The organism is Paraburkholderia caledonica, from assembly GCF_000383275.1.
Lineage (GTDB): Bacteria > Pseudomonadota > Gammaproteobacteria > Burkholderiales > Burkholderiaceae > Paraburkholderia > Paraburkholderia caledonica.
Genome location: NZ_KB911042.1, coordinates 279,319 through 301,886, shown reverse-complemented (window position 1 = coordinate 301,886; position 22,568 = coordinate 279,319). Strand labels below are relative to the sequence as shown.

The window sequence follows — 22,568 nt, the reverse complement described above, 5'->3', positions numbered from 1 at the left end:
GTCATGCAACCTGAACAATTGGTCGAATTACTGTCTGTTTGTCTGGCGCTCTGCCATTTCCAAAGATAAGTTGTGCGCCAGGTTTGCTGTTACGGGGACGAAGGTGGTTGCAGGATGTTTGCTTCGCGTCATAACGCAGGCGAAGAAATGACGAGGCGGCGCTCTCACAAGTGGGCAGTCAGACTGCGAACCACTTACAGTGACTTAGGGTTCCCTGTTCGCGTCGCCATGTACATTCATTCGGGATGGGGCTATCTCGACGTACCGCACGACGATGTCCGCATACACAACTCTGACAGTCCAGCGGGGCATTATCGCGACAGCTTGCGTAATGCGAAGGCGGAAGAGATTGCGCCGTGCGATGCCCGCGGACGGCCCGCCTGTGGCTGACGCAGCATCGTCAACCAGAAGGACCTTATTGAATGGGGAGCCACCGGCGCCTGCCAACTCTGCGACTTTGGCTCCCGGGACCGCTTCCTCGACAGGCGCCTCGTTTCGCGCTGCGTGATTTTGGTAATCTGTCAAGCGGCCTGTCCCCGGTTCCCTTGCCCGGTGTCAACTGGAACGCCGTAATTTCGTTCATCGCGACGGCACCTTGATCGGCCACATTATGGCTTCATGGATCGCCCTGAGCGATCCGGCAGGAGCGATGCGGCATTTCCCTCACCGCCGTGCTCGACCGCAGCAGGCATCGATCCCGGTGCCGCATTAGATGCGAAGATACCGGCCGCACACAGACGCGACAGGACCTAAATAACCTGAACAGATAATGTGTCTTTTCGTGGCGATGCAGCACTGTGACTGCCGTAATTCAATGCCACTCGATCACGGACAGCCAATGTTGACACATTGGCATCAAGCCGGAACACCGCTACCGCGTCGCGCAACACACTCGCTTGTTCTTCCAGCGATTTCGCCGCCGCAGCCGCTTCCTCTACGAGTGCCGCGTTGTGCTGCGTGACTTCGTCGATCTGGGAGACGGCCTTGTTGACCTGCTCGATGCCGTCGCTCTGCTCCAGCGCGGCGGCCTCGATTTCTCCCATGATGCCGGTCACGCGCTCGACCGACTGCATCGCCTCGTTCATCGTGCGGCTCGCCTCGGCCACGAGGGACGCGCCCTGCTCGACCTGAGCCGCCGAATCGCCGATCAGTTCCTTGATCTCCTTCGCCGCCGCGCCCGAGCGCTGCGCGAGGCTGCGCACTTCCGACGCCACGACTGCAAAGCCGCGCCCCTGCTCGCCGGCACGCGCCGCTTCCACGGCCGCGTTCAACGCGAGAATGTTGGTCTGAAACGCAATGCCCTCGATCATGCCGATAATCTCTGTCACTTTGCGCGACGACTCGCTGATGCCGTCCATCGTTTCCGTGACACGCGACACCACCTTGCCGCCGCGCGTAACCGTGTCGAGAGCGCCGTGCGCGAGCCGGTTGGCCTGCTTCGCGTTGTCCGCGTTCTGCTTCACCGTTGCCGACAATTGCTCCATGCTCGCCGCCGTCTGCTGAAGCGCCGCGGCTTGCTGCTCCGTGCGCGCGGACAGGTCTGCGTTGCCCGACGCAATTTCATTGGCGCCCTGTGTAATGGCCGTCGTGCTGCCGCGCACTTGCGACACCGTGTCGACGAGACCGTCGCGCATCTTCGTCAGCGCGCTCAGCAACTGGCCCATTTCATTGCGCGACTGGCTCTTGATCGCCACGGTCAGATCGCCTGCAGCCATCCGCTCGAAGTGCTTGACGGTGGCATTGACCGGCTTGATGAGCGCCGCCGACAACGCAACGCGCGCCGCCACGCCGATCACGATGGCGAGTGCGCCGATTGCTGCAAAGAGAAGCGTCGCAATCTGGAAGCGTTGAGCGGCGGTCCCGGCCTGGCGGTGCTGGTTCTCGGTCTGCGCATGTTCGAGCGCGTCGATCGCCTTCGAATACGTGGAGTAAAACCCGTTCGCCGTCTCGCCCTGAATATTGCGGAACGTATTGAAGTCGAAGTCGGTGAGCGCTTTGAACTCCGGTTCGGTTGCCTTATCGACCAGCGCGTTACGGGCCTGCTCGACGTTTTGCGCGAGCTTCTGCTCCGCGTCGCTCGAGAACGGCCCCGCCATGTAATTGCGAAAGTCCTTGTTCGATTCGACCAGCACCTTGTGCGCGGCGGGCAGCAGGTCGTCGGTTTGCTTGCCGACGCTGAAGAGCGTTTGATAAGAGCCCAGCGCGAGTTGCACCTGCAGCAGCTTCTCCGAGCTTGCCTTCAGATGCGAGAGCGCCGCTGCGCTGCGCTGCGTGTCGTCGAGGCTACTGTTGGCAAGCTTCAGTGCGCCATATCCAACGCCGATTACGGTCAGCAGAAAGGCAACGAATACGCTGATCACCAGCGTCAGGCCGCCACGAATTGTGATGTTATTTAGCATTGGGTCTCCGGAACCGTCTTGTCGATCCGCGGCGAGTGTTCTATCCGCCCGCATTGCGCACACGTCGCCGCATCCAGGTTAACGACACGGCGCGACCCTCGCTACATAGGTGAAATCCATGACTGGCGCGGGTTTGCGCGCGATTTGCGCTTCACTATCTGGGATTTATGGCGGCTCTTGCGAGCCCGGCGCTTTTCCGGGCGTCTCGCGTTTCGTTTGTATAATTCGGCGTCTTCGCTCAGGCCCACTTTCATGCTTAGTTTTGCGCTCGGCTTTATCGTTTCACTGCTGATCACGCTGTTGATCGTGCGCTATGCGCATCTGCATGAAAAATTTTCGACCGACACCGATCTGGCCGGCGTACAGAAGTTTCATGTGCGCCCGGTGCCGCGCATCGGCGGAACGGGCATTCTCGTCGGGCTGATCGTTTCGGCCGTGCAACTGCGCTATGCCTACCCGGCGGTATCGGGCGGCATTCTCGGGCTCATTGCGTGCGGCATGCCGGCCTTCGGCTCGGGTCTCGTCGAGGATCTGACCAAGCGTGTGTCGCCGCTCGCGCGCCTCGTCTGCACGATGGCGGCAGCGGCGCTTGCGTATTTTCTGCTGGACATTGCGGTCACGCGCATCAGCGTGCCGCCGCTCGACTTCCTGCTCTCGTATGCGGTGATCTCGTGCGCGGTCACGGTGCTCGCGGTGGCGGCGCTTGCGAACGCGATCAATATCATCGACGGCTTCAACGGCCTTGCGTCGATGGTGGCGTTCATGATGTTTGCGTCGCTCGCTTATGTCGCTTTCCAGGTGCACGATCCGATCGTGCTGTCGGCGTCGTTCATGATGATGGGCGCGGTGCTCGGCTTCTTCATCTGGAACTTCCCGGCGGGGCTGATTTTTCTCGGCGACGGCGGCGCGTACTTCATCGGCTTCATGCTTGCCGAACTGTCGATCATGCTGGTCATGCGCAATCGCGACGTGTCCGCGTGGTATCCGGTACTGCTCTTCATGTACCCGATCTTCGAGACGTGTTTCTCGATTTATCGAAAGAAGTTTATTCGCGGCATGTCGCCCGGCATTCCGGATGGCGTGCATCTGCACATGCTGGTCTATAAGCGGCTGATGCGTTGGGCGGTCGGCGCGCGTACCGCACGCGAACTGACGCGGCGTAATTCGCTGACGTCGCCTTATTTGTGGCTGCTATGTCTGATCGCGGTGGTGCCGGCCACGTTGTTCTGGCGGCATACGCTGCATCTGTTCTGCTTCGTGGTGGTGTTCGCGGCGACCTACGTGTGGCTCTATGTGAGCATTGTCCGGTTCAAGTCGCCGCGGTGGATGGTGGTGAGGAAGGGGAAGTGATGTTGCTTCCATCACGAGGCGTCTCCGATTGTCGTTTCTCGGCGTCTCGCCTACCACTTATTGTCTTGCATAGTAGCTCACCTACACGGCGGGGCCTTCGCATGCATGCGATCGTCGGACGAACTCATTCCTCACGCCATGGATCCGACCGTGCCGTGTTCACTTCTGACGCAATTCTCACGCTTACGCGGGTTTCGCAAGTCAGCATGCCTGCTGACTGCAGAAACTCCTAAGTCGAAACCGAACAGCTGCTTGGACCGTCCAGTGCGCGGTCCTAGGCGGTGGCAAGAGTGGGCGCTCATTTTCCTCACATCTGGCATTCGACCCTTGTAGACTTTGCGCCAGTTCGGTACCGTGGGTGATTTCGATTGACGACGCCATCTGCCCTTCTCGAATGTGCTCCTGGTCATTGCCGTCCATCGGTGTCTGAGAGCGCTGCGGGCGCGCTTGTGCTCAGCCTTGCAAGGCCAAGTGCTAGACCTAGGCGGCTTCGCGGCGAGATGACGAAGGCCGGTAATGTGGAACATTGAAGCCACGAATCGTATCGCTGCGGCGCCGGCCATCAAGGAGAACGCGAAACGCGCACTTTCAGGGCACGGGTCGTATCCGACACAATTGGTAGGGGAAAATTCCCTGCCCTATGTATGCCCGATAATCCGTACAGGTCGTCGCGTTTATGCGGAGTCCATGTCTTTCAGCAACTGACTGAGCGGCATCTATAAGATCGGCATTTTCCTTTCGAATGTCGCGCACGTCGTCGCTGCGAATGTCTAGGTGGCAGACCTGATCTCGGCTCGCCGGGGCATTCCACACCAGGCGAGCATGCAAATGAAGTCTCCTGACCACACGCTCGGATAGATCGCACTGTTGCGCCCCTCGGCCCAGTCCTAACAGCTGAAAGATGTCGTTCATGTTGGCGACGCTTTCTGCTCGCCAGTTGTATTTGCCCTCGACCACTGCGTACGCCTGACCATTTCGGGAGCGGATCATCCGGATTATTTGCTCATCGTAAAGCGGTGTCAGCGGAAAGCTACCGTCAATTTGCGTGAAGGCCGCGTCGACTGGATAGAACTGCGCGAGCCACGCCCATGCCGGGTTGCCTCCTACAAGCACGAGCGTAGCCCCCTTATCAAGCACTGGCACATCTGCACGGAATGCACGCAGCGCCCAGCGTTCGTGTCCCCAAGTCTCAACGCCGCCGAACAGCACTACTGCACTCGTAGCAGCGAGAAGAAAAGCAGCAACCCGGCGTGCAGTCGCATAAGGGAACATTCCCGTCAGCAGCAAATACGCTATAAGAGGCGCTAGCATCTCGATCGGGACAATATAGCGGTAGATGCTGAAAACCACCATCCACAAGATGTACCCTATCGCTACAAACACGAGGAGATAACGTGCTTTTGGCGAAAGCCTGGTTTGATGACGCCGCGACAACACCCGGGACAGCCGGCAGCATACGAATGCGATGAAGAGCACGTATACAACCGGCCAGATGATCTGATGTAAGCGCGCCTGCCCAACCCGCTTTGAATCCAGCGCGAAAACAAAGGGCCAAGCTATGTATTCGAAGAGGTTGCGCGGTAACCACGACCTGTCAGACACGCCAACCGGTGGAGTTAAAGGGTGCGGAAAAATAGAACTGAACTGCGGAAAAAAAGGATTTCCGAATTTCTGCCAGAGGACCCACATCCAATATCCGCCCGTCAGCGCTACGCCGGCCAGCACTCCAATGCCAAAAACGAACGCAACGCGAACCCGCGTCGTCGGAGATCCCGGAACAAACAGCAACGCGAAACACAGCGCGACGGCATACGTGGCATTGGTGAGTTTCAAACCCATCGCAAGGCCAGCAAAAAAACCAGCCGCGACCAGTTGCCCAGCGCTTCGCGGAGTCAAGGCCGCCATCGTCTGCCACTGCCGAAGCAGCAAAAGGGCAGCACCGAGTATAAAGATGGCGGTGGTGTCATCTCCCATCGAGTTGCCTTCCCCCGACAGGAAATTTGCAGTAATCGCTCCTGCAACAGCGAGGAGCAGCGGCGTCCTATATTTATCTTCCTCCGGCAGATCCGGTAGCGCCTCGTGCGCGATGCCCACCAGAACAACGAAGTTAAGACCGTGAAGGTAGCCCATCAGCACGCCCACCATCGGCGCCGGTAGTATCTCATTGAGCCCGAAGTAAAAGACGTCCAGCACTGGATTGAAATACGTCTGCATTCCCGCAGGCGCGAAATCAACGCCAAGCTTCCCATTCAGAAATGAGAACGCGTTATACAAGTGATAATTCATCAGGTCCCAGTTCCGGTCCTGCCCGAGATACAAAGACCATATGGCAAATAGCACCGGAACTGTCACGCATGCGCGTACCGTGGCCTTTCGCGAATTCAGGTCCAGTAACTGAAACGTGTCGAGCAATGCTTTCATTGTTCTCGGTTTTAGCGGTGTTTCCATCTTTGCCAACCCGTTAGCGTTATCTGAATACCCAAAGCTTCGCCCCGATGAAGTCCAATCGACGACTTTCGACAGTGCGCCAATTATCGACACGCTCCCTCAAGATTGTTTCGTGAAGTATCTCGACTACTGGGCGAATTCGTGTCGCCCATAGGTGTTGAGCGCAACAAATGCGGAGGGGTCCTGGCGGGACATTCCTTACCGCTCAACATGTTTGACTCGCGCTTACTGCATAGGACTGGACATTGTCACAACTATTGTCTCGTTCACGGACTACGGTTCAAAGTTGGCGGTTCAATTCTGCGCATCGCGCTTGGCTTCTTAGCCCCTGCGGTTCAGTCACGACGATTCTCGTCGCGAGACAGCTATGAGACACGCATTACCGGGACAGCCACGTTGCGCAATGCGCTCAACGTGGCCGGCTGGTATTCGGCAACCCAACGGCGCAGGTCGCGGCGAACCTCGTCGTCGGTGGGAATGCGGTGCTGCATTAACCACGGCAAAAGGTTGTCGATGAGGCTGTCCGGCACTTCGCGCGCCTTTGCAATACGCAGTTTTGGATGCGGGGTACGCGTCGTAGTTTCGTCATCGGCAAGCAGTTCCTCAAAGAGCTTTTCGCCCGGACGCAGGCCTGTAAACACGACGCGAATCTGCTCGTCGGTAAAGCCGTAGAGACGAATCAGATCGTGAGCAAGATCGGCGATGCGCACAGGCTTGCCCATGTCGAGGATGAAAATTTCACCTCCATGCCCCATGCTCGACGCCTGCAGCACAAGCTGTGACGCTTCGGGAATCGTCATGAAGAAACGCGTGATTTCCGGATGCGTGACTGTGACCGGGCCGCCGCGCGCAATCTGTTCCTGGAACTTTGGGATCACACTGCCTGCGCTGCCGAGCACATTGCCGAATCGCACGGTCTCGAACTGCGTACACCGCGCACCCTGCTGTTGCAAGGACGAGCACACCATTTCCGCAAGACGCTTGCTCGCGCCCATCACATTGGTCGGGTTGACGGCCTTGTCGGTCGAGATCAGCACGAAACGCGCGACGTCGTGACGGATTGCCGCGCGCGCCACGCGATAGGTGCCGAGCACATTGTTGCGTACGGCCTGCCAGGCGTTCACCTCTTCCATCAGTGGCACATGCTTGTATGCCGCGGCGTGGAAGACGATGTGCGGGCTGTAACGTGCCATCACCTGATCTAGGAGCAGTGAGTCCTTGACGTCGCCGATGATCGGGATCACCGACACGTCCGGATACCTGTCGGCGAGCTCTTCGTTGAGCCGATAGATTGAGAACTCAGAGATATCGAACGCCACCAGTTGCACGGGGCCGAAGCGTAAAATCTGCCGGCACAATTCCGAGCCAATGGAGCCGCCCGCGCCCGTCACCATAACGACGCGGTTCTTCAGCAGCGATTCGACGTGGTCGGTGTCGATCATAACCGGGTCACGGCCAAGCAAATCTTCCAGGTCGATCTGGCGCACGCGGGAAAGGAATGCCTGACCTTGGGTGACATCGGTCAATGCTGGGAGCACGAGTGCACGCACGCCCGCTCTCACACACAGCGTCGCAACGCGACGCTGGACATCCACCGACGCGGAAGGGATGGCGATGATCGCGTATTCGGTTTTCAACTCCTCGGCCATTCGCGGCAATTCGCCGATTGAACCGAGAACCTTGTAGCCGTAAATTTCGCGGCCGTGCTTGGCGATATCATCGTCCAGCAGTCCAACGAGGCGCCATTCGCTGGAGCGCGACAACTCGCGGGCGAGGCTGGCACCAGCGTTACCGGCACCGAGCACCACGACAGGCTTCCCCTGAGCGACTAGTCCGCCGTAAAGGTAGAACTCTTTCGTCGCGCGGTAGAGCGCCCGCGCGCCCCCCATAGCCAGAAACAGAAAGAGCGGCGAGACGACAAGGACAGAGCGCGGCACTATTGGCGAAGGCTGCACCAGGACGGATACGACCATGGCGACGAGAGCTCCAGCGGTCACTGCTTTCGCGATCCGAACGAGGTCGGGCAGACTCGCAAACACCCACATGCCACGATACAGCCCAAAAATGCGGAACATCACGCCGTAGACTGGGAGCACCCAGAAGAGGGCGCGCAGCGCGCCGTCGCGAAAATCAACCGGCACTTCGCCGTTGAAACGGATCACGTAGGCCACCAGCCACGCGCCGGAGACGGCGGCCAAGTCGAAGAGAAAAGCGCTGAAGGATAGCCAGGCGGCCTTGGATCTGAGCATCAGCGTCATACCTCGGATTGTTGGGACGGTGTTGACTGGAACCGACGCCAGCGCAAGTCGACGAGGAACCCGGTAACGCCCAGCACTGCGGTCCACCCCGCCACGGTGCTCCACTGAACGGCCGGGGAACGACCAAGTGCAAACAATGCAAGCGCTATGCCGATGAACATGACGGCGTACCAAGCCCACGCGGTGGCTGCATGGCCGACGCCTGAGCGAACCATCCGTTGATAGTAATGCTCGCGGTGAGCTTGCCAAAACTTCTCGCCGCGCGTCAGACGCCTTGCAAGAGTAACCGACGCATCGCCGATGAACGGCGCAAACACCAGCGCCGGAAACCACACCGGCCACGCACCGCCGCGCCACCCCCAGTAGCCCAGCGCGCCCGCCAGATAGCCGAGCGGGATTGAACCCGCGTCGCCGAGGAAAACACGGGCCGGATGAAAATTAAAAAACAGAAAGCCGAGCGCCGCGGCCGATATGGCGACCGATGCCAAGGCGAGTTCTGGCATCGGATGGTCGGAAAGGAGCGCTGCCGCCGAGTAGCCGGCAAAGCCAAACAGCGCCATGCCACCCGCAAGGCCATCCGCGCCATCCATGAAATTGTAGAGATTGACCAGCCAGATCATCAAGAAGGCCAGCGCGCACAGCGCCCACCATGGCGCGACTGCAGGAAACAGCACGACGAGAGCGGTCACCGCGATCAGATGCGCGGCGAAGCGGACGCGCGCGGGCAATCCACGGCGGTCGTCGACCTGCGACACGGCGGCGAGGAAGGCCGTCGCCAGCGCGGCGAACCACAGCGACGGCGCAACCAGCAGCATCGCCACGACGGCGACGGGCACGACGCCCCAGCCGCCGACGCGCGGTGTCGGGCGCACGTGGAGCGAGCGGTCATTCGGGATGTCGGTCGCGAGGCGCCAGGCAAGGCCTGTCTTCAGCAAAACAAGCAGTATCGCCGCGCACACCCAGACGGCCGCGACCGCGACGAGCGGAAGTGTCCACAGAGCCATCATCAGTGAATCTTGCATCGGCACGAGCGGGCTCAATGAGTCGAACGATACCAGTCGGCGGTTGCCGCCAGACCTTCGTCGGTTGAAAACGGGGGGTGCCAGCCGAGCACGTCGCGAATGTGCGACGTATCGACCTGCAGGCTGCCAAGCAGACGGTCAACCCGCGACGATTGCCCCGTCAGCCGGGCCGCCATGCGCAGCCACGCGGCTGGTACGGGCAACAGCCGGACAGGCTTGCCAAGATGGCGCCCGAGCGAGCGCACCAGTTCCGCGACGGTCGGCGCATCGCTGTCCGCAACGTGAAAGCACTGGCGCGCAGCGCGCGCGTCGGTCGCGCAATGGACCAGCGCATCGGCTAGGTTCCCAACGTACACCATGCTGCGCCGCGCATCGGCGCCGCCGAGCGGCAACGGTACGCCGCGCCAAACGGCGTCCATCAAACGCAGGAAGTTAGCGCGCACGTGCGGTCCGTACACGAGTGGTGGCCGCACGATTACGACCTCTAGGCCGGTGTCGTCGCCCATACGGATCAGCGCATCTTCCGCCGCGCGCTTCGAGCGGCCGTAAGCATCCTCGGGGCGCGGAGAATCATTCTCGCATAGCGATTGTCCGCGACTTTGCTCCGCGACCGCCTTTATGCTGCTTACGAACACGAAGCGCGGCACGCCATGCCGCCGGGCCGTCGCTGCGAGGCGCAGCGTGCCGTCGACGTTGGTCGCGCGAAACGCCGTCTCAGGGTCCGCCGCCGTGTCGTGCATCACGTGCACGCGCGCCGCAAGATGCACGACGCAGTCCGCTTTCATGTTGGCGGGCCAGTTGTGTGCAATGCCGTGATAGTCGGTGCTGGCATCGACCCATTCCGTAACGCCGTCCACACAGTTGCCGGAGCGCCGCACGAGACCTGTCACGCAATGGCCCGCGCCGAGCAGCGCGCGGCACAGCGCGCGCCCGACGAACCCGTTTGCCCCGCTAACGACCACATGACTCATAGCCACTTCCAGCCGAATCGGTTGAAGAACTTGAACGCAGATGCTGCGAACATGCGAACGTGCGCGAATCCCTTGCGGGCCGCCCCGCCGCCGTGGTGCAGCACGCGCACTGCGGGCAAATAGGCGATCCGGGCGAATTCGTGGGTGCGTAGGCTTAGGTCGTAGTCCTCGAAGTAAAGAAAATAGCGTGGATCGAAGCCGGCGAGCTTCTTTAGCACGCTCGTTCGGAACAGCATGAAGCAGCCGCTTACGATGGGTGGATCCCAAACGACGTCACACTCGTTGATTAGGTCGTGCATCTCATAGCGCGCGAGGCGCCCCGCAAACAAATGTCGCACGCGCGCCGGCAAAAAGCCGCGGATGAACAAGTCGACCAACGTCGGATAGCGGCGACAGAGATACTGAAGGCGACCGTCTTCGTCTCCGACGCGAGGCGAAAGCAGGCCAACTTGCGAATTGCTTTCGAAAAAATCCACCGCGCGTGCCAGCGCCTGCCGGTCGAGATCGATATCCGGGTTCAGCACGAGGTGGTAGCGGCTCGCCGCACGCTCAATCGCCAGATTGTGTCCGCGGCCATAGCCGACGTTGCCCTGCCCGGCTATGACCGAGCAGGTTGCGCCACGCGCGCGCAGGAGGTCGAAGGCAGCCGTCATGTCTGGCAGCCCGCCGTTGTCGACGACACAGACGTCGAATGCGAACGCAGGATGCGACTCTTTAAGCGCCCCGTAAGCGCGGGCAAGGCTTTTCAGCGTCTGCACCAGCTGTTGGATGTCAGGCCGGTAGACGACCAGTGACACAGAGAGACCCTTAAGCTCGTTACCGGGCTCACGCGTAGTGTTCATGTGGAAGATGCAATGTGTCTTCTCAGCGACACTTTCATAAGACAGGGGCCATATCGAACTCGCAAGTGTGCGGAAAATGTGGGCGTTCGGCAAGCCGTTTTTCGCTTTGCCACGCGAGATACCACAGGAGGTGTAGCATTTTCTAACGACTTCAGCGTAAACGGGACAATGTCCGGTAACAGACCCGCCCCTTAGGAAAGTTACGAGGCCACGGCACTTATCGCCGCGCTGTTCTCCGTAGCCTCTCGGGCTAGCCCAATTACACCGCGGGCCGGCGACAAAAAAGTGGTTGCGTCCAGATTCCGATGCGTCCCGATGTACCGGATTGACAGGATTTGGCACAATGCCGCATTCCGCGCTCTGACACCGCCCCGCTGCGCCCATCTAGCGTTTTCATGTCATGTGACTGCGCACGTCATCCAGAACTTATTGCTCGAGACCTTCCATGGCGAACCTACCTATCGTGCCTGTCATCCTTGCTGGCGGTTCCGGAACGCGCCTGTGGCCTCTATCCAGGGCGTTATTCCCCAAGCAGTTCCTGGCGCTAACCGGGGAACGCACTATGCTGCAGGAAACGCTCGCACGGCTGGCGGGAATTTCGGGACTCGGCAGCCCGATGGTGATCTGTCAAGATGACCATCGGTTCATCGTCGCTGAGCAGCTTCGTGAGCACACTTCGCGGGACGCTACAATCATTTTAGAGCCGGTCGGGCGGAATACGGCGCCTGCCATAGCCATCGCGGCGCTGCAAGCGTTGAAAGATCACCCCGATCCGCTTCTGCTCGTTCTTGCCGCCGACCACGTCATCGCTGATGTCGACGCCTTCCATCGGGCCGTAGACACCGCAGCACACAGCGCCGAGACAGGCGCATTGACTACTTTCGGAATCGAGCCCGTAGCGCCCGAAACGGGATACGGCTACTTGCGGGCGCAGCCAGGCGAGCAAGGCCAAGTGAAGCGGCTCGCTACCTTTGTTGAAAAACCGGATCTGGCTACCGCACAAGCGTATCTGGAGTCCGGTGAGTATTTCTGGAACAGCGGCATGTTCCTGTTTCGCGCGTCGGTTTATCTCAACGAACTTGAAAGGTACGACCCTGACATGCTGAAGGCATGTGTTGAGTCATTGGACAGGGCCACGAAAGACCTCGACTTTGTGCGACTCGATAAGGAAGCGTTCACACAATGTCCGGAGAACTCTATTGACTATGCCGTCATGGAAAAAACGGACAAAGCGGTTATCGTCGCGCTCAATGCCGGCTGGAACGATGTCGGCTCCTGGTCGGCGCTGTGGGACGTCGCAGACAAGGACGATGACGGAAACGTCACGAAGGGCGACGTCATTGAACTGGGGTGCGAAAACTGCTTCCTTCAGTCGTCGGGCGGGAGGCTAGTCGCGGCCGTCGGACTTGACAACCTCATCGTTGTGGACACCGATGACGCCGTCCTCATCGCGAACAAAGATGACGTTCAACACGTTAAGCAGATCGTTGAAAAGCTGAGGCAGGACGGGCGCTCAGAGGCTGTACAACACAGGTTGGTGTACCGGCCGTGGGGAAGCTACGACTGCATCGACCGCGGATCGCGATATCAGGTCAAGCGAATTACCGTCAATCCTGGAGCCCGGCTTTCCGTGCAGATGCATCACCACCGGGCGGAGCACTGGGTGGTCGTCTCGGGAACCGCACGTGTCAAGAACGGAGAGAATGAAACGCTGCTGACGGAAAACGAGTCGATTTACATTCCCGTTGGAAATATTCACGCGCTCGAAAATCCTGGGAAGATTCCGCTCGAATTGATCGAAGTGCAATCCGGCGCTTATCTTGGCGAGGATGACATCATCCGTTTCGATGACCGCTATGGCAGACATGAAAGGACGTGAACGCGGACGGCGTTTAGCGAGGCTCTCGTCGCCCGGTGGCTGATCATGTACCATACGCCACCTGGCATTCTTGCGACGAGAGAAGGATATTCTTGCGCAAACGGCGTGGGCCGTAGAACCCCACGAGGGCAATCACATTATGACTCGTTTCTTCTCGATCGCGTTCCTTAGGGAAATTTTTGCATTCGGAGTCGTCGGTACAATCGGATTTGTTGTCGACACTGCCGTCCTTTACCTGGTGAAAGGTCATATCGGCTTGTTTTACGGCCGAGGGACGTCCTTTGTCTGCGCCGTAGTTACGACTTGGCTCATCAACCGCACGTGGACGTTCAAGGATAAGCGCTCGTCGCTAGACGCAAAATATGAGTTCGCCGTTTATTTGCTGCTGATGCTAATCGGCGGGGCGGTCAACTACTCGGCGTATGCGTTCACAGTGTCAAAATATCCCGTCGCGGCGACGCACCCGATCATCGGTGTTGCCGTCGGCAGCATCGCGGGCATGTTCGTCAATTTCATGACGTCGCGCATGATCTTGTTCAAACACCGGAAACCATCGGCTCAGTCCGATGAACAGTTCCGCACGACTGTGGGTTAACACTTAACACCATCCCGCCACCTTCGTTTTCCGTTGCATCGCCGCTGCACTTCTGCGCACGAGAGTGACGGCTCCGGCCTTACACAATGTCAACTACATCGGCTGGCGGCTTGACCCCGAATCCAGCCGCGTCATTGTTCGTAAAGAGAGGCTACCCTGCAGGGACGCGCGGCTAGCGGCATCGTCGGGCTCTACCTCTCCACAAGGCTAGCAACCGATGGAACGCCCCTGATAAATCGGCGCCAGCGCGCCAGTGACTCTTCCCTCGAATTCAAAGACACTGCTCAAGAGAACGCCATCCATGCATTCTACGGACTCACAACCTTCGGTCGCGCTCGCGCAGAACCTGCTTGCCCCCGAACTTTCTATCATTGTTCCGACGTTTAACGAAAAGGCAAATGTCGGAGAACTCGTCCGGCGGCTCGATCTGGTCCTCCGCGATATCGCGTGGGAAGTGATTTTCGTAGATGACAATAGTCCTGACCGGACATACGAAATTGTCAAGCAAATTGCTCACAAGGATTCGCGCGTTCGTTGTATTCACCGGGTCGGGCGCAGAGGGCTGTCCGGTGCGTGCATCGAGGGCATCATGTCCAGCTCGGCGCCGACGGTCGCCGTCATGGACGCGGACCTCCAGCACGACGAAACGATCCTGCCGAAAATGTACCAGGCGATTCGCGACGGCGCAGATCTTGTCATTGGCACACGATATTCGGGGGAAGACGCCTCTAGCCAAGGGCTGTCGCCAATCCGGCAATGGGGGTCAAATTTGGCCACCGATCTGGCGCGCAAATTTCTGCATATCGACGTCAGTGACCCGATGAGCGGCTTCTTCATGCTGCCGAGGACGCGAGTGGACGCCGTCACCGCGAAGCTTTCGGAGGAAGGGTTCAAGATCCTGCTCGATATCATCGCATCGACGCCGACTCCCTTGAAGACCGTCGAAATTCCGTATCACTTCAGACAGCGGATCGCAGGCGAGTCCAAGCTCGACAGTCTGGTGACGGCCGAGTACCTCGGACTGTTGTGCTCCAAATTATCGGGGGGCTATCTTCCGATCCGCTTTCTAATGTTTTTGATCGTGGGTGCCACGGGTATCGCGGTGCATCTTGCCATGCTGCAGGTCGCGCTTCATGCCTTCGGCTTCGCCTTCCCTACTGCGCAACTGACGGCCACATTGGTGGCCATCGCGTGGAATTTTGTTCTGAATAACCAGCTGACCTACCGCGATCGGCGGCTAAAGGGCATAAAATTCCTGTTCGGCATGGCAACATTTTATGTGGTGTGCAGTCTGGGTACCTTCGCCAATGTCGGTGCATCCAGCTGGCTCTTTGAACGCGAGCCCAACCAGATCATTGCCGGTCTCGCTGGGGCGATTCTTGGGGCGGTCTTCAACTATGCGGCGTCCTCCACGTTGACATGGCACAAGTAGGCTAGCGGCCATCGACTCTGCTTAGGACCACCCCTTAGAAACTGCTCAGTTCACCATGAAAAGATATGTCAACCTCGCCCGCAGAGTGATCGGCCTTGTTAGGCGCGACGGCGCCTATTCCCTGTGGAAAAGGAGCCTGGCCGTGTACAGCCGCGAAGGGTTGACCGGGCTGAGACGGCGCGCTGGCAATAGCGCGATATCCGGTCGGGACTACGCCGACTGGATAGAGTTGTATGACCGCCTTGATGAAGGCGCCCGCAGCCTGATCCAGTTAGAAATCGCGGCGATGGCTATGCCGCCGCGCATCTCCGTAGTCATGCCAACCTACAATGCCGATCCAGTATGGCTGGCCGAAGCGATTGATTCCGTTCGCAACCAGATCTATCCGCATTGGGAACTCTGCATTGCGGACGACGCGTCCACGAGCGCGAAGGTCCGCCCCCTACTCGAACGGTACATGCAGGAAGACGCACGTATCCGCGTCGTGTTTCGCGCGAAAAATGGGCATATCTCGGCGGCTTCAAACAGCGCACTGGAACTCGTGACGTCCGACTGGGTCGGGTTGCTGGATCACGACGACCTCCTCGCGCAGCATGCGCTCTATTGCGTCGCAAAAGAGATTGCCCGCAAGCCCGATGCGCGGCTGATTTACTCCGACGAAGACAAAATCGACGTAAACGGACGGCGTCACGAGCCGTATTTCAAGTGCGACATGAACATTGACCTGTTCTACTCGCACAACATGATCTCGCACTTCGGCGTGTACCAGAAACGCCTGCTCGACGAAATCGGCGGCTTCCGTGTAGGCCTTGAAGGGTCACAGGACTATGACCTCGCTCTGCGTTGCCTGGAGCGCATCGGCCCTGAAGCGATCGCGCACATCCCGCGCGTTCTCTATCATTGGCGAGTCCATCCATCCAGCACGGCTGCGTCGGGAGACGCCAAACCCTACGCGGTGGTGGCCGGCGAGCGCGCTCTGAACGAGCACTTCGGGCGGCGGGGCATCGACGGTAGCGTTGAAGGTCTTGCCTACGGCTATCGCGCGCGCTACGGTTTGCCTGAGCATCGGCCGCTTGTCAGTCTGATCATCCCGACTCGCAATGGCGTCAATCTGCTAAAGCAGTGCGTCGATAGCATTCGCATCAAGACTACATACGCTCCGTACGAGATCATCGTTGTCGATAACGGCTCCGATGAGAAGGCGACACTCGACTACCTGCACGGTCTCGCATCTGCGGACAATATCCGGGTGATTCGCGACCACCGCCCGTTCAACTATTCAGCGCTCAATAACAGCGCGATCGCAAGCGCCAACGGAGAAATCATCGGCCTCATCAACAACGATATCGAAGTGATTTCCGACAGGTGGCTCGACGAGATGGTGTCGTTGGCCATCCAGCCAGGCATCGGTGCGGTCGGGGCGAAACTGCTATACCCGGATGGAAGAATCCAGCACGCGGGAGTCGTCGTCGGCATGGGCGGCGTCGCAGGCCACGCGCACAGACTGTTCCCGCGTGACAGTTTTGGCTATTTTTCCCGCAACGCCCTGATCAGTTCATTCTCGGCCGTGACGGCGGCCTGCCTGATCGTGCGCAAGGCGATCTATGAGCAGGTAGGTGGATTGAACGAGGTCGACTTGACAGTCGCGTTCAACGACGTCGACTTCTGTCTTCGTGTCAGACAGGCCGGCTATCGTAATGTCTACACACCCTACGCAGAGTTGTACCATCACGAGTCAGCAACACGCGGCACCGAAGACAATCCGGAAAAAAAGGCGCGCTTCGCTCGCGAGGTCGCTTATATGCATCAGCGCTGGAGTGAGTCGCTCCGATACGATCCCGCCTACAGTCCGAATCTGGCATTAGACCGGACTGATTTTTCCCTCGCCTGGCCTCCTCGGGTCGAACCGCTGACGGGCCATGCTGCGCCGCACGAAAATAAGGAATTAGCATGAGAATCACTGTCTTCGGCGGCGGCGGGTTCATCGGATCGACGATCGTCGACCGCCTGCTGCGCGATGGCCACGAGATTTGTGTTTTCGAGCGTGCGCGTGTCGGCCCTTACCGGCGGTTCGACAATGGTGAGGATGTGCGCTGGATGACCGGTGATCTCATGAGCGTGCACGACATCACGGAAGCCATCGACAGTACCGACATCGTCGTTCATCTGGTCTCGACGACACTGCCGAAAAGCTCAAATGACGATCCGATCTACGACGTCCAGAGCAATCTAGTTGCGACGCTACACTTGCTCAACGCGATGGTCGCGAAGAGCGTGAAGAAGATTGTATTCATTTCTTCCGGGGGAACCGTGTATGGCGATCCCATTTACCTGCCGGTCGACGAAAAACACCCGACCAACCCGAAGGTCTCCTACGGGATTACCAAACTGGCGATCGAAAAGTATCTGCTTCTTTACCAGTATCAATACGGGATCAAAGCAAACATCCTGCGCGTTGCGAACCCTTACGGGGAAAGGCAGCGCGTGGAGACGGCACAGGGTGCGATCGCCGTTTTCCTCGACAAGGCGCTCAGAAGGCGGCCAATCGAGATTTGGGGAGACGGTACGATCACTCGCGACTATCTCTACATCGGAGATGTCGCCGAAGCATTCGCCCGCGCAGTCCAATATGATGGTACGGAATCTGTGTTCAATGTCAGCTCGGGTTACGGCACTAGCCTGAACGAAATCGTCGGCAAGATCGAAGCGATACTCGGACACCCGATTGAACGGAGCTACCGCCCGGGCCGTCCCTTCGATGTTCCCGCCAGCGTGCTCGATAACACATTGGCAAAAAGAGAATTGGAATGGCATCCCAAGGTTGACTTGGACGCGGGAATAAAAATGACGGCCGCGTGGCTACGCGCCCAGATTCACGAATAACACCGCGCAACGCGATCGATTTGCGCCCAAATACCGGACCGGTCATACGCCTAGCATCGTAGCGACCGGACAAGGCATCTGCACATGAGTATCGAGATATCATGCCGCGACGCGGTTTGACAAGCGCAACGGAAGATCTTCCGCGCGCAATCAGGTGAGTTCCAATTCCACTCGGGGATGACCTTTTGCCAACGATTATTTGGCGTATTCAGCGAACGGATGCCATTCCGTTGCTTTTACTCATTGCGCTGCCCATCGTTGCGGCGCTGCCGGGACTAATCGGTCTTTATCACGCGAACCCGATGCTGTATCTGGGCGCCGTTGCGCGGAATTATCGGCCCGGTCTGACCCCGGGTTTTCCATACCTCGACCCAAACAACGCTTTTACCGCACAAGCGCTCGGCTATCGTGCCGCGCTGGACTGGATCGGCGGAATCGTTCCCTGGTGGAATTACTTCTCAGGCGTCGGTTTGCCTCTCGCGGCCGAATATCAGCCTGCCGTTTTCTTTCCACCGACGCTGATGCTGCTCTTGCCCAACGGAATGCTGCTGCAGCACATCTTGCTGCAGATTATCGCGGGCTGGGGCGCTTACGGCCTGCTCCGTCAACTCGCGCTCGGCCGCCTCGCCGCCGCAACGGGCGGCATGCTGTTCGCGTTCAACGGCGCGCTCGCTTGGTTCGATCACGCGCCCGCGCTGCCCGTTCCCTTCCTGCCCTGGATCCTGTGGGGCGTCGACCGCGTGTTCGCCAAAGCTGCGCTCGGGATGCCTCGCGGCTGGCGTCTATTCGCGGTCGCGCTGTGGATGAACCTCGTCGCCGGCTTTCCGGAAACCGCGTATCTGAACGGCCTGCTCGCGCTTGTATGGGCGCTTTTGCGCTTTCGGCAGGCGCCTGGATTCAGGCTGGCGTTCATCGTGAGACTTGCGATCGGCGGTGTGGTCGGACTTGCGCTCGGCGCGCCACAAGTGCTTGCGTTCTTCGAGTTTCTGCCGCACGCGTGGCTCGGTGGCCATGACGGCGGGTTCGCCCATTCGGCGCTCGACCCGGCCGGCGTATTGCCCAGTCTGCTGTTCCCGTATGTCTACGGCTCAATTGCGTCCGGCGCGGCGGCTTGGGACCGGCTGGGCGCGATCTGGGGCGGTATAGGGGGCTATGTCAGCATTGCAGTGGTGGTCGTCGGACTGTATGGCGTCATGCTGCGACGCACGGCGATTACCTGGCTGCTGCTGTGCTGGCTGCTTATGGCGTTGGGCAAATCGTTCAATGTGCCTGTCGTGAGCGCGTCGTGGAACATGATTCCCGGCGTCGCGCAAGCCGCGTTCTATCGCTATGCCGTGCCCACTTGGGAACTCTCGTTCATCATCCTGGCGGCGCAGGCTCTTGATGACCTTCGAGGGCAACAGCACGAACGGGCCGCGTATCTATGTCGCATCACGGTCCTCGCCGCGCTGCTGCTGCTCGCGGGCGTCATCTATACGGGATTGCTCTGGCACCACCTTCGCGACTCCGTGGCCGTCCGGAACGCGGCGCTGGCGTCCGTCGCGTGGGGCGTGATTTCCGTCGGCGCTTTCGCCACGATCATGCTGCACTGCCGTCCGGCCCGGGCCGCCACGGCAATCGCCGTGTTTCTCGTCGTCGACAGCGTGCTGATGTTCACCGTTCCGACGCTGAGTAACCCACGTTCGGGCGAAGTGGACATGGACGCGATCGGCTTTCTGCAAAAAAACGTCGGACTGCAGCGCGTCTACTCGCTGGGTCCGATCCAGGCGAACTACGGCGCGTACTTTGGCATCGCCGCCATCAACCACAACTACTTGCCAATCAACCGGCGCTGGGTCGACTGGATTCGCGCGAATCTCGATGCGTACGCTGATCCCATCGCATTCATCGGCAACTATCGGACAGCGGGTTCCACCGTGCCGACGTCCAGCCAGGAACTCGTCCGCCATCTGGAGAACTATGAATGGATCGGCGTCAAATACGTGATCGCGCGCGGCGGCGACAACCCGTTCGTTTCGACACTCTCCAGTAAGACGGATGTCGCGACGCAATCCGCGCTGCCCGTCATGCCGGGCGAAGTCGTGTCGGGGACGCTGCCACCGGGTCTAACCGACAAAACCGTCACGATAGATCACATCGGCATGTTGATCGGCAACTATGGCAATACGTCGGAAGGTATTATCACAGCGGAAGTCTGCGTCGACTCCGTCTGCGCGAGCGGGCAGCGGGACTTGAACGGATCGAGCGACAACTCGATGTTCTACATCCCGTTGGCGCGCCCCTTGCCTGTCGAAGCTCGCTCCGTTGTCAATTACCGATTCACGCGCAGCGGCGGCAGCAAGCCGCTCGCGCTGTGGATGACAACCGTGCACGAACCCGCCGACGACCAGCAACTGAAACGCCTCGACGGCCTGCTCACGGGCCACGGCTTGCAAATCAAGCTGGTGATACGCGATGACAAGCCTTCGCTGGGGAAGCAGGTCTTCGCCGACCAGGTCATGAACATCTACGAGCTGGGCCAACCAAAGCCGTACTTCGAAGAGCTTGGTCAGGCGTGCCAGATCACGTCGCATGATCGGGAGCGTGTGACGGCGTACTGCTCCGCTCCGTCGACCTTGCTGCGCCGCGAGTTGTTCTTTCCCGGATGGTCGGCGAAGGTTAATGGTTCACTCGCGCAGATCTCGGAACATAAAGATCTGTTCCAGACCATCACTTTGCCTGCAGGTGAAAGCAGCGTCGTATTCAGCTACGAACCGCCGCACATGATCTGGGCGTGGACCGCCATGCTCGTCGCTTGTAGCATGTTGTTCATGCCCGTCATAAAAACGAAATCGCAACAAAGGAAACGTCAATGAGGCCGCACAAAATCGCAGTACTGATTCCTTGCTACAACGAAGAAATCGCCATCGGCAAGGTAGTCCGTAACTTCAGGGAGACGCTCCCCGAAGCGGCGATTTATGTCTTCGACAACAATTCCCGCGACAAGACGGCAATCGTGGCCGCGCAGGCGGGCGCGATCGTGCGGACGGAAACGCAGCAGGGGAAGGGGCACGTCGTGCGCCGGATGTTCCGCGACATCGACGCCGACCATTACATCATGGTCGACGGCGACGATACCTATGAGGCCGGTCTCGCGCCCGACATGCTGCGCACGGCCATGGCCGGTCCGTACGATCTGGTGAACTACATCCGCAAGGAAACCGAAGATGCGGCCTATCGTGGGGGACATCGGTTGGGTAACCGCATGCTGACGGGCGTTGTGCGCAAGATCTTCGGCAATCGTGTCAAGGACATGCTCTCGGGATACAAGGTGTTCTCGCGACGCTTTGTGAAATCGTTTCCCGCACTATCGTCGGGCTTCGACATCGAGACCGAGCTCACCATCCACGCGCTCGAACTGTCCATGCCGATTTCGCACGTCGAGGGCCCGTATCGCGGCCGGCCCGAAGGATCAGAAAGCAAGCTGAACACCTATCGCGACGGCTACCGGATCCTCATGCTCATAATGAAACTGATCCGCCACGAACGGCCTATGTTCTTCTTCAGCTGCATCAGCGCGCTGCTGGCGTTGATCGCGCTGGTGCTGGTCGAACCGGTTCTCGTGCAATACTTGGAAACGGGACTCGTGCCCCGCCTGCCGACGGCGATTCTGTCGATGAGCCTCGTGATACTGGCATCGTTGAGTCTGATGACGGGGATGATATTGGACACCGTCAGCCGCGGGCGCAGGGAAGTGCGATTGCTGGCGTATCTGCAGTATTTGCCTTTCAGCACCGTGGAGCGGACTGAACCGGCTTGAAGAGTCGGTACTCTGCCGCACCTGTCCAGCTGTTCCGGCCAATCCCAGCATTAACTAGCTCGACTCATTCGGCCGCATCGCGCCCCGTCACTGAAATTCGCCGACGCAAGCTGGTAATATGCCTGCGCTGATGTCATGGGGATCCTGAATGTAAGGGCGAAACGTCAAGCATTCTGCCTTGAATGAAACGCAGGCGTGATGCGCGGCTCAACTGTGATGTTCCCAAGAAGACGTCAGTCAGAGGTTTGATTCCGCAGAACCGTGACGAACTTTCCCTGAACTAGATTTGATGTCCGCACTCTGGTCGTACCCGAAAATGTGCGGACACCATTCGGGATTTGCTCGCGCGATTGATGCTGAGATCGGACAGATTGTCCCCCATGATCGCGGCGTCTTTTCGTTGCCAATCGGTAATTCGCCCCTGGAGAAGCCCAAAAAATTATCCGTCGCGAGGCTGAAAACAGGGCAGCCACTTCCTCGCGAAACGGCGAGCCGGAACTTTTACCGTCATACATTAAGAACGACCGGGTTTTTTTCGCATCGCTATTAGCAAGGTCGTCCTCGATGAACGAAGCTACGCCAATCTTAAAGATCGCCGATCATCTTGGCACTCATGTGTTGGCAAAATGACAAACAACGAATTGCCAGTTTTCAGGCGTTCGATCGAGCAACCGCCGAACTGTCGGAAAC

At 59.1% G+C, this 22,568-nt stretch carries 14 protein-coding genes; 8 read left to right on the top strand and 6 right to left on the bottom strand.

The genetic code is table 11. The features are described 5' to 3' along the window. Positions 1–749: 749 nt before the first annotated feature. Positions 750–2,399: a methyl-accepting chemotaxis protein gene (locus H281_RS0124950; RefSeq protein WP_020069861.1), complete on the bottom strand. Its 1,650-nt coding sequence runs from the start codon at positions 2,397–2,399 to the stop codon at positions 750–752. A 252-nt stretch (positions 2,400–2,651) separates the two neighbouring features. On the opposite strand from H281_RS0124950, the gene H281_RS0124945 reads away from it, so the two are divergent. Further along, positions 2,652–3,749, top strand: coding sequence for an MraY family glycosyltransferase (locus tag H281_RS0124945; protein WP_020069860.1), 1,098 nt, complete (start codon positions 2,652–2,654; stop codon positions 3,747–3,749). Between the two features lie 588 nt (positions 3,750–4,337). Here H281_RS0124945 and H281_RS0124940 read toward each other — a convergent pair. From H281_RS0124940 to H281_RS0124920, 5 genes are all read right to left on the bottom strand, one after another. Further along, positions 4,338–6,170 carry a hypothetical protein gene (locus H281_RS0124940; RefSeq protein WP_020069859.1) on the bottom strand — a complete coding sequence of 611 codons (1,833 nt, stop codon included), beginning with the start codon at positions 6,168–6,170 and terminating at the stop codon, positions 4,338–4,340. A 392-nt stretch (positions 6,171–6,562) separates the two neighbouring features. Next, a complete protein-coding gene (locus tag H281_RS0124935; protein ID WP_027804924.1) occupies positions 6,563–8,446 on the bottom strand; it encodes a polysaccharide biosynthesis protein in 1,884 nt (627 codons plus the stop codon). Positions 8,447–8,451: 5 nt separating this feature from the next. Continuing rightward, entirely contained in the window at positions 8,452–9,477 is a 1,026-nt protein-coding gene (locus tag H281_RS0124930) for an MraY family glycosyltransferase (RefSeq protein ID WP_408735245.1), read from the bottom strand. A 14-nt stretch (positions 9,478–9,491) separates the two neighbouring features. Next, on the bottom strand, positions 9,492–10,448 hold the full coding sequence (locus tag H281_RS0124925; RefSeq protein WP_020069856.1) for a UDP-glucose 4-epimerase family protein: 957 nt from the start codon (positions 10,446–10,448) through the stop codon (positions 9,492–9,494). Continuing rightward, positions 10,445–11,290 (bottom strand): glycosyltransferase family 2 protein, encoded by an 846-nt coding sequence (locus H281_RS0124920; RefSeq protein WP_020069855.1) that lies wholly within the window; start codon positions 11,288–11,290, stop codon positions 10,445–10,447. Before H281_RS0124920 ends, H281_RS0124925 begins: the two co-directional genes overlap by 4 nt. 445 nt (positions 11,291–11,735) lie before the next feature. Here H281_RS0124920 and H281_RS0124915 point away from each other — a divergent pair, with 445 nt between their 5' ends. The 7 genes from H281_RS0124915 (at position 11,736) to H281_RS0124885 (ending at position 21,878) form a co-directional block, all read left to right on the top strand. Then, positions 11,736–13,169 (top strand): mannose-1-phosphate guanylyltransferase/mannose-6-phosphate isomerase, encoded by a 1,434-nt coding sequence (locus H281_RS0124915; RefSeq protein ID WP_020069854.1) that lies wholly within the window; start codon positions 11,736–11,738, stop codon positions 13,167–13,169. Between the two features lie 139 nt (positions 13,170–13,308). Next, positions 13,309–13,764: a GtrA family protein gene (locus H281_RS0124910; protein WP_020069853.1), complete on the top strand. Its 456-nt coding sequence runs from the start codon at positions 13,309–13,311 to the stop codon at positions 13,762–13,764. A gap of 301 nt (positions 13,765–14,065) precedes the next feature. Continuing rightward, the gene (locus tag H281_RS0124905) at positions 14,066–15,196 is read left to right on the top strand and encodes a glycosyltransferase (RefSeq protein ID WP_020069852.1); all 1,131 of its coding nucleotides are present in this window, start codon (positions 14,066–14,068) and stop codon (positions 15,194–15,196) included. Positions 15,197–15,251: 55 nt separating this feature from the next. Continuing rightward, complete coding sequence (locus H281_RS0124900; protein WP_027804922.1) at positions 15,252–17,150, top strand: glycosyltransferase family 2 protein; 1,899 nt, start codon at positions 15,252–15,254, stop codon at positions 17,148–17,150. After that, positions 17,147–18,079 carry an NAD-dependent epimerase/dehydratase family protein gene (locus H281_RS0124895; RefSeq protein ID WP_020069850.1) on the top strand — a complete coding sequence of 311 codons (933 nt, stop codon included), beginning with the start codon at positions 17,147–17,149 and terminating at the stop codon, positions 18,077–18,079. The genes H281_RS0124900 and H281_RS0124895 overlap by 4 nt, the downstream gene beginning before the upstream one ends. A gap of 230 nt (positions 18,080–18,309) precedes the next feature. Then, complete coding sequence (locus H281_RS0124890; protein ID WP_020069849.1) at positions 18,310–20,934, top strand: glycosyltransferase family protein; 2,625 nt, start codon at positions 18,310–18,312, stop codon at positions 20,932–20,934. After that, positions 20,931–21,878 carry a glycosyltransferase family 2 protein gene (locus H281_RS0124885; RefSeq protein ID WP_020069848.1) on the top strand — a complete coding sequence of 316 codons (948 nt, stop codon included), beginning with the start codon at positions 20,931–20,933 and terminating at the stop codon, positions 21,876–21,878. The genes H281_RS0124890 and H281_RS0124885 overlap by 4 nt, the downstream gene beginning before the upstream one ends. Positions 21,879–22,568: the final 690 nt, after the last annotated feature.